Source organism: Xanthomonas sp. NCPPB 3005 (assembly GCF_041228095.2).
Lineage (GTDB): Bacteria > Pseudomonadota > Gammaproteobacteria > Xanthomonadales > Xanthomonadaceae > Xanthomonas_A > Xanthomonas_A bonasiae.
Window position 1 is genome coordinate 3,039,624 of record NZ_CP166096.2, and the last position, 14,047, is coordinate 3,053,670.

Annotated in this window: 11 protein-coding genes and 1 tRNA gene; all 12 read right to left on the reverse strand. The window is 66.5% G+C overall.

Features of this window, described 5'->3' with window-relative positions:
- Nucleotides 1-17: 17 nt before the first annotated feature.
- The 12 genes from thrA to AB8810_RS13190 all read right to left on the reverse strand — a co-directional run bounded on the left by thrA (nt 18) and on the right by AB8810_RS13190 (nt 13,909).
- The gene (gene thrA / locus AB8810_RS13135; protein ID WP_369913860.1) at nt 18-2,525 is read right to left on the reverse strand and encodes a bifunctional aspartate kinase/homoserine dehydrogenase I; all 2,508 of its coding nucleotides are present in this window, start codon (nt 2,523-2,525) and stop codon (nt 18-20) included.
- Nucleotides 2,526-2,898: 373 nt separating this feature from the next.
- On the reverse strand, nt 2,899-3,078 hold the full coding sequence (locus AB8810_RS13140; protein ID WP_179564294.1) for a hypothetical protein: 180 nt from the start codon (nt 3,076-3,078) through the stop codon (nt 2,899-2,901).
- 213 nt (nt 3,079-3,291) lie between these two features.
- On the reverse strand, nt 3,292-3,585 hold the full coding sequence (locus AB8810_RS13145; protein WP_191827009.1) for a hypothetical protein: 294 nt from the start codon (nt 3,583-3,585) through the stop codon (nt 3,292-3,294).
- 534 nt (nt 3,586-4,119) lie between these two features.
- Nucleotides 4,120-4,196, reverse strand: a tRNA-Arg gene (locus AB8810_RS13150).
- Between the two features lie 87 nt (nt 4,197-4,283).
- Nucleotides 4,284-4,616, reverse strand: coding sequence for a hypothetical protein (locus AB8810_RS13155; protein WP_369913861.1), 333 nt, complete (start codon nt 4,614-4,616; stop codon nt 4,284-4,286).
- Nucleotides 4,617-4,876: 260 nt separating this feature from the next.
- Nucleotides 4,877-5,653, reverse strand: coding sequence for a LamG-like jellyroll fold domain-containing protein (locus tag AB8810_RS13160; RefSeq protein WP_369913862.1), 777 nt, complete (start codon nt 5,651-5,653; stop codon nt 4,877-4,879).
- Nucleotides 5,650-6,417, reverse strand: a complete 768-nt coding sequence (locus AB8810_RS13165; protein WP_369913863.1) for a DUF2793 domain-containing protein — start codon at nt 6,415-6,417, stop codon at nt 5,650-5,652. The genes AB8810_RS13160 and AB8810_RS13165 overlap by 4 nt, the downstream gene beginning before the upstream one ends.
- Nucleotides 6,414-9,656, reverse strand: a complete 3,243-nt coding sequence (locus AB8810_RS13170; protein WP_369913864.1) for a phage tail protein — start codon at nt 9,654-9,656, stop codon at nt 6,414-6,416. The genes AB8810_RS13165 and AB8810_RS13170 overlap by 4 nt, the downstream gene beginning before the upstream one ends.
- Complete coding sequence (locus AB8810_RS13175; protein ID WP_369913865.1) at nt 9,656-10,087, reverse strand: C40 family peptidase; 432 nt, start codon at nt 10,085-10,087, stop codon at nt 9,656-9,658. The genes AB8810_RS13170 and AB8810_RS13175 overlap by 1 nt, the downstream gene beginning before the upstream one ends.
- The gene (locus tag AB8810_RS13180; RefSeq protein ID WP_369913866.1) at nt 10,084-11,091 is read right to left on the reverse strand and encodes a DUF2163 domain-containing protein; all 1,008 of its coding nucleotides are present in this window, start codon (nt 11,089-11,091) and stop codon (nt 10,084-10,086) included. Before AB8810_RS13180 ends, AB8810_RS13175 begins: the two co-directional genes overlap by 4 nt.
- Nucleotides 11,091-11,690, reverse strand: coding sequence for a DUF2460 domain-containing protein (locus AB8810_RS13185; protein ID WP_369913867.1), 600 nt, complete (start codon nt 11,688-11,690; stop codon nt 11,091-11,093). Before AB8810_RS13185 ends, AB8810_RS13180 begins: the two co-directional genes overlap by 1 nt.
- The gene (locus AB8810_RS13190; RefSeq protein WP_369913868.1) at nt 11,690-13,909 is read right to left on the reverse strand and encodes a hypothetical protein; all 2,220 of its coding nucleotides are present in this window, start codon (nt 13,907-13,909) and stop codon (nt 11,690-11,692) included. The genes AB8810_RS13185 and AB8810_RS13190 overlap by 1 nt, the downstream gene beginning before the upstream one ends.
- Nucleotides 13,910-14,047: the final 138 nt, after the last annotated feature.

Consider the following 14,047-nt stretch of genomic DNA (forward strand, 5'->3'; position numbering starts at 1 on the left):
CGAGGTCTGCGCCTGGCTCACAGCCGCGCGCCCTCGCCCGCCGCCACCCGCAGCAGGTCGGCGAACACGCCCGCGGCGGTGACTTCCGGACCGGCGCCGGGGCCCTGCACCACCAGCGGATTGTCGCAATAGCGGCGAGTGGTGAACTGCACCACGTTGTCGGTCAGGCGCAGGTTGGCGAAGGCATGCTCGGCCGGCAGTTCCACCAGGCCGACGCTGGGCGCGCGGTCCGGCGCCAGCTGCGCCACGTAGCGCAACACGCAGCCGCGCGCCCTGGCCGCCTGCAGGCGCTGCGCGAACGCCGCGTCCACTTCGTGCAGGCGCGCCATGAAATCCTCCACGCTGGCCTGGCGCAGCGCCTCCGGCACCAGGCTCTCCACCGCCACGTCCTCCAGGCTCAGCTCGCGCCCGGCCTCGCGCGCCAGGATCACCAGCTTGCGCGCCACGTCGGTGCCGGACAGGTCGTCGCGCGGATCCGGCTCGGTATAGCCCATGCCGCGCGCATCGGTAACCAGTTGCGAGAACGGCACGCTGCCGTCGTACTTGTTGAACAGCCAGGCCAGGGTGCCGGAGAAGATGCCCTCGATCGCGGTCACTTCGTCCCCGGTGTCGACCAGATCGCGCAGCGTGGTGATCACCGGCAGGCCGGCGCCGACCGTGGCCTCGTAGCGGAAGCGCGCACCGCTGCTCTCGGCGGCGGCACGGATCGCATGGAAGCGCGCCAGCGGCCCGGCGCCGGCCTGCTTGTTAGGGGTGACCACATGGATGCCGGCGGCGAGCCAGTCGGCGTAGCGGTCGGCGACATTGGCGCTGCCGCTGCAATCGATGATGACCGCATGCGGCAGGTGCGCCGACAGCAGGTGCGCGGTGAACGCGTCCAGGTCGGTGGGCTGCTGGCCGCTGGCGAAGGCCTGCCGCCAGTCGCCGCCGATCGCGCGCGGTTCCAGGCGCATCGCGCTGCGCGAGGCGATCGCGCGCAGGCGCAGGTCGAGGTTGGCCTTGGCCAGCAACTGCGGCTGTGCCACGCGCAGCTGGTCGAGCAGCGCCGCGCCGACGTTGCCCGGGCCGATCACCCCGACCGAGAAGGTCTGCGGCGACAGCCAGAACCCGGCGTGTGCCGCGCGCAGCGCCTTGGTCGCGTGCGCGCTGTCGATCGCCACCGAGATGTTGCGTTCCGACGAGCCCTGCGCGATCGCCAGGATGTTGACCTGGGCGCGGCCCAGCGATTCGAACAGGCGCGCGGCCACGCCCGGCTGCCCGGCCATGCCGTCGCCGACCGCCGCCAGCACGCTGATGCCGGTGGTCAGCTGCACCCGCTGCACCTGGCCGACCACCAGCTCGTGCGCGAACGCCGACAGCAACGCGTCGCGCGCGCGCTCGCATTCGTTCTGCCGCACCACGCAGCAGATCGAATGCTCCGAGGAGCCCTGCGAGATCATCACCACCGACACCCGCGCGTTGCGCAGCGCGGCGAACACGCGCTCGGCGGTGCCGGGCACGCCGATCAGGCCGGTGCCCTCCAGGTTCAGCACCGCCAGGTCCGGACTCAGGGTCAGGCCCTTGATCGGGCCGCTGCTGGCGCTGCTGGCGGTGATGCGGGTGCCCGGATGTTCGGGCTGGAAGGTGTTGCGGATGATGATCGGCAGGCCGCGCTCGATCGCCGGCGACATGGTCTGCGGATGCACCACCTTGGCGCCGAAATAGGCCAGCTCGCAGGCCTCGTCGTAGCTCAGCGTTTCCAGTTGCACCGCTTCGGGCACCACCCGCGGGTCGGCCGACAGCACGCCGTCCACGTCGGTCCAGATATGCAATTCGTCGGCATCGAACAGGGCGGCGAAGATCGCGCCGGAGTAGTCGCTGCCGTTGCGGCCCAGCGTGGTGATGCGGCCGGCGCGGTCGCGGGCGACGAAGCCGGTGACCACGACACGCTGCTGCGGATGCTGCGCGCGCCACGTCGACAGGCGCGCCGCGCTGGTCTCCCAATCCACGTCCACGCCCAGTTCGCCGCGATCCACCACCAGCACCTCACGCGCGTCCAGCACCGCGCAATCCTCGCCCAGCGCGCGCAGATGCTCGCCGAGCAATTGCGCCGAATACACCTCGCCCAGGCCCTGCACCCGGTCCAGCACCTCGCGCGGCAGTTCGCCGATCACCGCCAGCGCGCCGAGGATCTCGGCGAGATGGTCGAAGCGCGCATCCAGCCATTCCACCGTGACGCCGGCATGCTCGCCGAGCAGCGACACCGCCGCGGCGCGGTGCCGCGCGCGGGTCTCGTGCCAGCGTTCGCGCCAGTCGCTGTTCTCGCTGGCGGCCAGTTCGGCCAGCCCGATCAGCGCATCGGTCACCCCCTTCATCGCCGAGACCACGGTGATCTGCAGGGTTTCCGGGCGCGCCAGCAGCAACTGCGCGACATGGCGATAGCGTTCGGCGTCGGCCACCGAGGTGCCGCCGAACTTGTGGACGACGGTGCGCGCGGCGAGCGCGGGGTCTGCGGCGGGAGCGGAAGCGACGGCGGGGGACGGCATGGGAGACCTCGGAGTGGAGGCCCCGCTCGCATCAGGCCGACGGGTTCCCCCGCATCCTGATCCGGGTGCGGGGCCGTGGGTTTCGACAGTTACGCGAAAACGACGGGCCGCACCGGGCGAATGGTGTGGGTGGTAATACCGGTGGTAATGCCCGCGCAGCAGGCGGCCTGGCACCGAAGCGCGGGCGGCACGAAGCTGGTGACGAGGGCGAGAACGTTGGGCATGGGCGCAAGAGGACATCATGCGCCGGGGTGCTGTCAAGCGCTGTCTGCTGCGCGGCGGCATGCGGACCGCGCCCGGATCGATCCGTTGCAAAAGTTACTATCCGGCGCCGGCGCGACAGAACCTTCGCCAGCGGCACGGCAGGCCCCTCTCACCGGCGCCGTGGCCGGAGCGGATGATGGGGCCTGCCGGCCTGCCATGCCGATTTGCGCGGCATCGCCGAATGGCGCATCCATGCCACGATCTTGTCCACCATTTTGGACAGTTCCGACGCGATCAGCGCGACCACTGTCAGGAGCATCATGCCGAGCGCGGCGAATACGGGATTCATGCGCCGCACTGTAGGCAAGCGTTTGTGCTGGCCCATGTTCGGCGCGACAAAAACGGCCTGTGGTTGCGGTGTGTTCAGTGCGCGGTTCGGTGCGATTCATTTGCTTCCGGCCAGCACTCGCAGGCACTAAGCAAGGCAAAGCAAAACTAAGCTTTTGGGAAAGACGCGCGGACCTATCGTCCACGCGCCATGCGCCGTTAACGCTGCGTTGGATCAGTGCTGTTGGTTATCCGCCGGCGGCTGTTGCTGCGGATCGCTGGTGGGCTGCTGCGGATCGGCCGGAGGCGGGGTGCCCTGGGTGCCGTCGCTACCGGTGGGCGCGCCGGCGGCGGCGTCGCCGCTGGTGGTACTCGCCGGTGCCGTCGCGCTGTCGGCCTGGCTGGCGTCCGTCGCGGGGGTTGCCGGCGTCGGGTTCTGGTCCTGGGCCGGCTTGTCGCCATCGCGCTGGCAAGCGGCCAGGCCCGCCAGGAGCGAACCGATCAATACGAATTTCAACGTTCTGCTCATTGAGTGACTCCTGCTGTGCATTCGCATGGGGTTGTGGGGAGCGGCCGCCGTGGCTGGCCGGACGAGATGAAGCCCGCAATCCAGGACGCCGACATCGCCCTGCGTTGGGCAACCGGCCAATGGCAACGACGTGGCGCCGTACGCCATGCGATGGACGCATCGCTGGCGCATTCCTGCAGCCGTGCCTGGGGGCGCCTGCAACGGGACAGGCCCGTCGCCGTGCGTCCCGGGTTGCCGGAGCGGATCCGCATCGCGGCATTGCGATGCCGTCCTTTCCAGCATCAGCGGACGGTTGCAGCCTACGCAACGCACTGCTCAGGCAGCGTCGGCGAAAGGTGTAAACGGCGTTATGCGGGCCGGCGCGTAGCGGCCCGATGGCGTGAGGCGACGGCAGGCGATCCGCCTTCCGGCACGCGCGACTGCGGCGCATCGACATGCGCAACGCGGCGCAAGCCTGAACCCGGGACGGGTCCTTGCCCACGTCACCGGCACGCGACGGCAGCGGCCGCGCCGAGCGCGCAAACCAACTTGCGGTGGTGACCCCGGCGCGATTCGAACGCACGACCTGTCCCTTAGGAGGGGACCGCTCTATCCAGCTGAGCTACGGGGCCATAAGGCTTTCCGGGGATTCGGCACAGCCACTGTGCTTTTGTTGCGCTTGCGCCAATCCCCGCTGCCCGCGGATTGTACCGGATCGATCAGCCGCGCATCTGCCTCGCCAGCCGCTTCTCCTCCCGGCTGGGCTGCACCCCGACCCTCTTCTCCCGCGCGCCGGTCGCGACCTCCCTGCGCAGCCGCTCGGCGTGGGCGCAGGCCCAGCGCTCAACCGAGCGCATCGCCGCGCCCCGTTTGCGGAAGTATGCGTGCGGGTAAGAGGCCGTGTTCTCGTCGTGCCGGTTCACCCGGGCGATCCACCGGCCATCCTCGAAGACGGTATTGCTGACCCCTGCAACGATCTTCCGGCCGAGCCTCAGCCAGTCCCTACCCCACTGGTCGGTAGGATCCCATGCGATGTCGTCGGGTAGTGCCATGGCCGGCATGCTACCGGCCGGCGTCGCACCGGCCGAGACGGTAGGCTGAAGCGGTCACGGTGCCGCTGGATCGCCACACCGAAACCCTTGCGGCAGTAGCGACATGGGAATTCCCATATCGGGCAGATCGCCGGCCCGGCGCTGCTCAGGCGCCACGCGGGTTGAGCGGCCACCCTGGCCCCGCGTCCGGCATGGCCAGGATCGCGCCGGCGCCGGCCTGGCGGTATCGGCGATCAGCCCGACGGCGTGTCGGAAATGCCCTACGCGAAACCGCCGGCCTGGGCTTGCGCGAGGATTCGCGCTGCGGTAAGCCGCGTGGGGAAGATCAAGACCTCGTCGTAGGTTCCGAATGCCGTCGCCGCTGCAGCCGCACCGTTCGGCCAACCAGACAAGTTCAGGGAGCCGCCATAGAGGTAGCGCGTGCCGGATGTGTCATTGCTTACGTAGGGGATGGTTCCGACGCTGACACCGTCGATGTACAGCTCCGATCCCTCGGTGTTGTTCGCCCCCATCGCCAGATGGATGAGGTGCTTCTGGCCGTCGTTGATGCTCGCCGTACTTACGATCGTTCGAACCGCGGCGCTGTAGATGCCGGCAACCAACTTGCCAGCGGTGTTCACGTACAAAACCCGATCACGGCTACCGCTCGTGCCCGTTGGAGAAATTCCGTCGTTGAGTCCCAGGATCGTCCCTGCGCCGGCGCCACTATCGATGCGCACCGCAAGGGCCAGTGTTTTGCTAGTCGCCAGCAATGACGCCGAGATTGCCGCGGCCGATTGCAGCGCGCCAGAGTTCTGCTTGAGTCTAGTCGCCAGGTTGCTATCTCCCACCAGGCCGGCTACGCCACGGTCGTAGCTTGTGCCCGATGTTCCAGACACGGTCCCGCCACGACCGTTGCCGGAGCTATCCGCAACTGTGACGCCCGATGCCTCGCCCAAACGCCACCACAGGTAAGGCGCGTCGGTGGTCACGGCATCAGCGAATGCAGTGTTCGGTGGCGCATTCGTGCGCAGCGCCATTGCGCTGAACGGCATCATGCCTGCGTACCCACCGCGACCACATCCCAAGTGGTGTCCTGCGCGTTGTAGATCATGGCCAGGTAAGTTGTTTTGGTGGCCACCGTCGTCGTGGGTAGCACCACGCCGATCGCCCGGTATTGGCTGCCGTAGGTGATGGCGCGCGCGGTCCCATCGTCCTTGATCCTGATCACCATGCCGAGCGCGTCGATCGCTGTGCCCGTTGGGTTGGCGAGCGTCAGGGGCACCGCCTGGGCCGTGATCTTGACCAGGTCGTTGAGGAACGTCGGCGTCACCGTGGCCGCGCTCGTCACAGACTGGATAGCAGGTGCACGCAGGCTGGCGATGGTCTTGCCGCCGTCCTTGATCAACTTGCCCGTGGTCCCGTCGAACACCGCGATGCGATCGGCTGTCGCGCCTGCGGGCCCCACGACATCGCCCGAGCCCCCACCCCCGCCGACCGCCACATAGGCCGTGCCGTTGAACGCATTCGGAGTGCCAGCCAGATTAACTACGATGCCGGTGACCGGGGCATAGGCGTACCAGGTGCCGCTGCGGTAGATGGCCAGGTCCAATGCAGTGAACGTCGCCCACTGCGCTCCTGTCGCACTCGCAGGGATTATGTAGATGTCCCCGTTGGCCGGACTGGCCGGCTGGGCCGTGGTACTGGCGGAGATCACCAGGCCGTTTAGGATCTCGCTGCGCAGCGCATTGTCGTTCGCCGGGATGCTGTTCTGGTTGGTTCCGGATTCCCAGACTTCGAACGGGAGGATCGGGGTGCTCATACTGTCTCCGACGTAGCCGGGCCTGGCCCGGTGATGCGGTTGATAGAAGAAACGCTGACTGTCACCGCAGGCCCGAGCGCGGAAGCGTCGTACGTGAAGGTGGTGTTGGTCGTGTCGAACGTGATGGGTGGCGCCACGCCGTCGCTAAGCGTCACCCTGAAGCCCTGGAAGTTGATCGACGCGATCGGGTTCAACTCAGTGCCGAACCGATGCCGAGGCGCCCACGTCGCGGAGACCGTCGAGCCGGCACGCACCACGCGCAGCGTCGCGACGGGCCACTCACGTTGCGACTGTGCCGTCACCGTATGGGCCTGCGGCGTTGCCGACTCCGGGGATGTGCCGCTGGAAACAGCACGGTCGACCACCGTCTGCCCGATCAGCCCGCTCGTCACGTTCAGCACCTTGACCCCTGCAAGCAGCACGAACCTGGCGCCGATCGCGTGCGCGCTGGCGCCGCTGGCAAGCCGGCCACGCAGCAGATCCGATAGGATCCAGTTTCCGGCGCTGTCCTCGTCAACGTCCTTGTACTGAAGGATCTCCCATCCACCGCCGGAAGTCTCCAGGGCGAACGCCCCGCCCTCGCTCAAGAATCTCGCTTCGGACAGGTCTTCCAGGACATCGCTCGGGTTGCTCAGCGAGACCACGACGCGATTTGTCCGGTCCCGATAGAACTCGCTGGCCGCTGGCACTTCCTCCAGCAGGGTGCCCATGGGCGTGCCGCTGGCATCCTGCAACACGGAGCCGAAGCTGCTGCCACCATCCAGACTGCGCTGCAGCGTGGCGCCGTACCAGGCCTCGCTGATGCCCGACATTGCTGCGTATTCGACCGGGTTGGCCAGGTCATTGATGTCGACCAGCGCCGGAATATCCAATACGGCAAGCTGGGTCGCCCCGACGATGCTGCTGGGCGGCGGCGTTGGCTCCGGCAGCGGAACACCCGTAACGTTCGCGGTATATGCGCTCTGGCGGTCGTGCCTGCAGGTCAGCTTGATCTCGCCGGCGGCATGCTCGAACTTCTCGATGCGCAGGCGAAAGACGCTGCCGCGCAGCGCCAGGCCGATGTTGTCCGCGGCGACCAGGTCCAGGTGCTCGTCCGAGATCGAGAACGGAAGCTCGCCCTCCTGATCGGTCCACGCGACTTTGTGCAGCTTCACCACGGTTTGCTGCGCCTCGGTCGAGTCCATGACCACGGGCACCGAGACCGACGTTTCGCCAGTGACTCGCACGTCGGTGCTGCTGCGTGCACTGGTTGCCTTCGCCGTCTCGTACCCGCTGATGGCGTTCTGGTACTCCAGATGCAGCTTCGCCGGGAACTCGCGCGCGTCCTCTCGCGTGGATGTCTCCGGCTCGTCGATCAGGTCATCGAACGTCAGCGTCCGAACAACCGGCTTTCCCCGCTTCGGAAAGTGGATGACCTTGTCGTACTCGCTGGCATCGAAGAAATAAGGGGCGCGCAGTGCGTTGATCGCCGCCGCGCCCGTGTAGCTGCCGGCCAGCACGAAGCCGCTCACAGGGTCTTCCAACTCGGAGACATCGTAGTCCTGGGCGACCAGGCCGCACCGGTCCATGATGTCCGCGACGATCGACGAGAGAGTGCCGGGCACCGCAGATCCGGAACCAGCGCTGATGCCCTCGTTGATCGCGATCGATTCGGCCACTCCGCTGCCGAAGCGGCCCACACCTGTTAGGGTTTGAATTCCGTTCGTGGAATACACGTATACGCCCGAGCCGCCGCTGATATTGCCGACGACCAAGCTGCGGCGATCGTAGCTGAGCGCACCTCCACTGATATTGAATGGTGCTGGCGGAGAATCCGGATAGCGCTGAAGCGTGTATTCCTCTGACCCCAATCCGAGCAAGCGGAAGACTCTCATTACATTGCTAGCTGGGTTTGCCAGATAGAAAAAATCGAGATAGGCCGACCAGAACGCTCCGGCCGTGCAATTCGTACCTGACGCTTCAGACCTGTCGAGGTTCAAGGCCTGCATGGGATTCTGAGAGGCGACGAGGACGGCGAAGTCGTTCAGATATCCGATAAACAACATACCCCCATCTGGCCGCCACGCCATCGAGGAATGGTAGCCGACGATGTGCACGCTCTCGTTCACCGTCGCCATAGCAGACAGCACTGGACGGTAGACTTTCACCCAGCCGCGGTTGTCCCCGTTCATCAACACGGCGAGATCATTCGTGGCCGGAGACCACGAGGCATTGACAGCTTCGGCCGAACCCAAATCGGAGACATCTGGGGAACCGAAGTACGTCAATCCTGTGCTCGACACCGTGTAGACCCACACCCGCTTGCCGAGGAGCGAGATGGCTGCGAGGTAGTTCCCGTCAGGTGAGAATGCGACCACACGAATGGAGCGGTCCGGAAGCTCGCCAGTGATCGGCAAGGGCACGAAGCTGTCGCTATCGCGATCGAACTTGAAGGCCCTGACCCTGTCTCCGCTGCCATACCCGCCGACGGCTATGCTGCCGTCAGAAGAGAGGGCGATGCCCTTCTTCGCTAGCGCGGTCGTAGTGGAGAACGTGGTCTCGGCCGTGGGCTCAAGGTCAGTCAACACCCCAGAGAATCGCTCGCCCGTCGTGACGACCTTCGGCGACCAAGTGATGTCGGCGTCCTTGGAGACCACCTCAAACCGGTACTGCGGAATGCTACCGCGGCGATCGGTCAGGTCGGCCTTCGGGAAGACGATGTAGGCGCTGCCGCGGTAGGCCGGCGCGTTGCCGATGCCGAGCACAGACTCGATCTCGGAGTCGGGCAACTGGTCCTCGCCGCCCAGATGCAGCACGAACCGACTGGCGAACTTCGTGCTGTCCTCGGGGATCGTTGATCCCTCGCGCACATCATAGACCAGCTTCTCGTCTTCCCATATGCGGAGGATGCCGCTGATCGGCCCCTCGCAGATCCGGATGGCGAACGACTGGAACAGCCGCTCGTACTCCGTGACCGCGCCGCCGCCCTTGGCTGCCTGTTCCTCTTCCTTGCGGATGATCTTCGGGCCGGTCCAGATCAAGTTGCCGGCGACAGCGGCGGTGCCGTACACGATCGCGCGATATGCGCCCTCGGCGGAAGTCTGGATGGCGGTGTCGCCGATCTTCGGCCCCTGCACCACCAACGGGTCGACGGCGTTGCCGACCATGGCGCCGATGGCGTAGCCCCATGATGCTCCGACGCCAGGCGCGATGAAGGCGCCGACGACCGCGCCGACGATGGGAAGAACTTGACGTGCCATCAGGTGATCCGGAAGACGTGTGTGATGCGGGACAGCCACAGCGAGTCGAGGCGCTGCTCGACGACCAGGCCGCGCTGTGTGGCGTCCGCGTTCGCGTGGATGATGCTCAGGCCGCCCAGCGGGTGGTCAGCGACGATGGCGACGTGATGCGGGTTGACGTCGAACCGTAGCAGCAGCACGTCGCCCGCCTGCAGGAACTGCACCGGCACCGGTCCAACCGCGACCGGTTGGCCGAAGGCGCGCATGCCGGCGTCTATGAGGCCATCATTGAATGGCTCCCGGCCATAGTGGCGCTGATCCGGAATCGGCTTACCGATGTCCCCGCACGCCACCACCAGCAGGCCTGCGCAATCGAGGCCGCGGCGGGACCGGCCGCGGTGACGGAACGGCACGCCCAGATAGGCGCGCGCGGCCGCGACCAGCGCGGTCATGCGGTATCGCCCTCGGTGAAGTCCTGCGACGTGTTGCCGCCCAGGCTGGGACCGACCGATGCGCCGGGCACGCTGAGCTGGCCAGCATCACCGATCGGTATGTGCGGCTCCCCTCGGAAGTGGTTCGCTCGCTCCACGGCCCACCAGCGCAAGCACCCGTGGTCCGCGTCGTCCCACTGCTTGCTGCAGTCCGGCCGGATGTCGAAGGTGTCGCCCGGCTGCATCGGATAGTCGGTCTTGAACGAGAGCGTGACCTCGCCCCCGGTGGTGTTGCTCTCGATCTCGGTGTCACGGCCGGCGTTCAAACCGGTCTTCCAGTACACCTTTCCCGGGGCCAGCTCGTCCACGCCGAACGCCGCTGCCACATCCGCGGAGGCGAAGGTGATGTTGGTCTCCAAACCGACCGATGTGATGGTGCCGGCGACCAGAAGGCTCGTGGCATCGAAGCCACACGGGAAGCGCTGCTCCGGCACGCCACCGCCGGTGCCGATGGGCTGGCTGCCGAAGATCGCCCTGCAGGTCAGGGAGTCCCGCTCCACCACGGACTGCCGCAGGCGCTTGGTCTTGCCGAACAGCTCCTCGACGAACGACAGGCCGTCGTCGTTGATGGACACGCGGCCGATCTCGCCGGCGCCGAGTACCACGTGGCCCTGGGTCAGGTCTTCGTAGTTGACCAGATAGGCAACCCATCGCGCGTAGTCGTAGACCCCGGCGCGGATGTCGGCCTCGCTGATCGGGAGGTCGAACTCGGGCAGCAGGCCGGTGGCCTCCGCGTTGTCGACGCTCATGTCCATGCCCGCGGCCATGGTGCTGAGCTGCATGCCGATGATCGGGGAATAGGCGATGGCGCCGTCGCCATCGTCGTACACCACTTCTCGGTCGGTCATGACGGCGCCATAGGGCGCCACGCCGGGGCGCACGGATGCGATGCGCAGCAGCACGGTGGTGGTGGTTGCGTCCTGCGCGAGGTGGGCGCGTAGCGCGATGGGGATGTTCCTCGGCATCAGCTCTCTTCCTCCGGCGGCGGCTGTTCCAGCAGGCTCACTTGGCCGTTCGTCGCGTCCACGTTGTCTAGCGTGAACGGCAGGTCGTCTTGGTCGAATCGGACCCACACGTCGAATTCACCGCTCCAGCGCAGCACATGCCCATTCGCTGGCGGCGACGCGAAGGTCACGGTCCCGCGCTGCATGTCCACCGAGGGCGATGCCGCGAGACCATTATCAGTAATGGTCGCGGCCACGATGGCGTACACCTCACGCTCGTAGGAGATGCCATCGACGGTGGAGAACTTCGCCAGTTGGAACGTCGTCCGCACGCCATCGGCTATTGCGAAGACCTCGTTCAACGCCTCGAAATCGAGATAGTCCTTGAAGCGGAAGCAGTGGACCATTCCGCGACACACCAAGTGCATGCGCTTCAGTTCTCGATACGCCTGCCTTGAGATGTTGAGGAACGGAGCCGTGTAGGCATGCTGCGCGCTCCTCCAGTTGGCGTTGCGGCGCTCACGGCCGTTCGCCATCTGCACGATTCGGGTCGAGAACTTTGGGCCGCCCTCGAACCCATAGCCCGGGCACGGCGGCAAGTAGGCATCCAGATAGGCCATCAGCTGATGCCTCGTGAGGTGGCGGAGTTGGCCTTGCGCGCAGCCAGCGCCGCCTGCTGCTGCTGGGTGCGATAGTCCAGGCGCCCTTGCGTGTTGAAGTTGTTGATCTGCGTCAGGCCGCGGCCGCCGCCACCGGCGGTGATGGCCTGGGTCTGCGGCGCCGTGTAGACGCGACCGGCGGTCCTGGGCACGAACATCTCCGGGCCGTCTTCGCCGACCAGATAGGCCCGATCTCCCAGGATGTCGCCGCCGCTCGCCTTGGCGCCGCCGAAGGCACCGGCGATGGTGCCGATCCAGTCGCTCCAGCCGCCGCCCTGCGAAGCGCCAGACGACGTGCCGCCGCTCCCGCCGAACGCCCCGGCCAACGAGGAAAGCCAACCACCCGCGGCGCCGCCGCCGTTCTCGCCCTGCTTCCCAAACAGCTTGTCGGCCCAGCCGTCAGCGACCATCTTCGCCAGCCGATCGTTGATCGAGTCCAGGAAGTCCATCAGCGCTTCCTTGGCCGACGAGCTGCCGCGAATGAGATCCTTCGCCGCGTCCGAGAACGAATCGCGAAAGTCATCCTGCAGGTAGATGCTCCGCTGCATCGCCTCGCCTTCCTCGTATAGCTGATCCGAGAGTCGCCCAATGGCGTCGCGCTGCGCCTCGGTGGCGCCCACGCCGAGATAGCGCAGCTCGATCTCGCGCTGGCGCTCCTTGTTGCTCTTGCCGAGCAAGTCGATTTCGAATTGCAGGTCATCCGCATGGTCCTTGAAGGCCTTGGCCTGATCGGCGACGGCGCGCGCGTAGTCCTCAGACTGTTCGTTCACCTCCTTCTGCGCTGCGCGCTCCAACTCCAGCAAATCGACCTTGGCCTGCTTGTCCGTCAGGTCCTGCTTCTGCGCGTCGCTGAGCTTGGACAACTCGCCGCTCTGCAGTTCGAACGCAAGCTTCGCCATGGCGCTGTTGTTGCCGTTCAGCGCGATCTGCTCTTCCAACTGCTCGTTGGTCTTTTTGTATGCCGCGGCGAGCTTATCGGCCTCCTTCTCGGCATCGGATTTTCCGCCAGAGCTGCCCTTCTTCGCGGAGGGACCAAATGCCGAGTCGCGGATACGCTTCGCCCTGTCCTGGGCCGCCTTCTCGGCTGCGCTGCTGGCGAACAGGCCTAGACCGCCGCCAGCGCCAGCAGAGATCATGTCTCCGCCGGCGCCAGACGACTTGTTTCCGCTACGCCCCAGAGGGTTCAGGAAATCCGGGAGCCCCAGAGCGTTGCCCGTGTTCTGTCCCGTCAGCACGGCGCCACGGGTGATCTGGTCCCAGTTCAGTCCGATGACGCCCTTGGCCACCTCCGCGAGGCCCTGGAGCGCCATGGTGGTGCCCTGGATCCGGTCGTCGATCCAGCCAAGCGGAACGGATACAGCTTCGATCGCCCCGCCCAAGACCCGGAAAACGTTCGCCACGTCCTCAGCCACGGACTGCAGTTTGTCGCCATCGCGCGCACCGTCAAGAAATCGTTCCTGCAACCCCACGAGATCCGGAAGAAGATCAGCGGCGACCGCGTTCGCCACGCCGGTGACGAACAGCTTCATGCGGCTGAGGTTGTCGTTGAACTCTTCAGCATTGGCCCCGGCTTCGGTGCTGATGACCTGGCCGAATGCGGCCGCCTCGTCCGCGGCATCCTTGAGCCCGCTCGACCCGTCCTTCAGCAGCGGGATCAGGTTCTGGAAGCTGCGACCGAAGATGTTCAGGCCGGCGGCGATGATCTCCGGCGAGCCCTTCTGTTCCTCGAAGACGTCGGCGAAGTCCTTGAAGACGTCGGTCGAACTGCGCAGGTTGCCGGCGGTGTCGGTGATCTCGATGCCCAGCGCCTTGAAAATCTTGGCTTGCTGGGACGCGGGGTCCAGTGCCTCGGCCTGCGCCTTAGTCAGGCGCCCCAGCGACGTCTGCAGGTCGGTCATCGCCACGTCGGCCAGGCCTGCGGCGTAGCTCAGCTTGGAGAACTCCTCCGTTGTGGTGCCGGAGCGCTGCGCCGCCTTGCTGATGTCGTCCATCGTGTTGACGGACTGCTGCAGCAAGGCGGCAGTCGCGGTCGCCGCCGTGGCCAGGGCCGCGCCGATCGCCGTTCCCGCGTCCTTGGCCTCCCGCTCGAACTGCTTCAGCCGCTTCGACGCCCGATCCGTGTCGGTGACGAAGCTGCCGGTGCGCATCAGCAGATCGATGATGATGGAGCCTGCTGCCATGGGTCTAGGTCCTGATCGGCGGGCGCAGGCCGAAGGCCCGCATGGTTGCGACATCGGCGTCTTCGTACCCGGCGAAGGCCGGATCCGGAGCCAGGAAATCCATCGTCACGTCGAACTTCGCTCCGTTCGAAGCAGCCA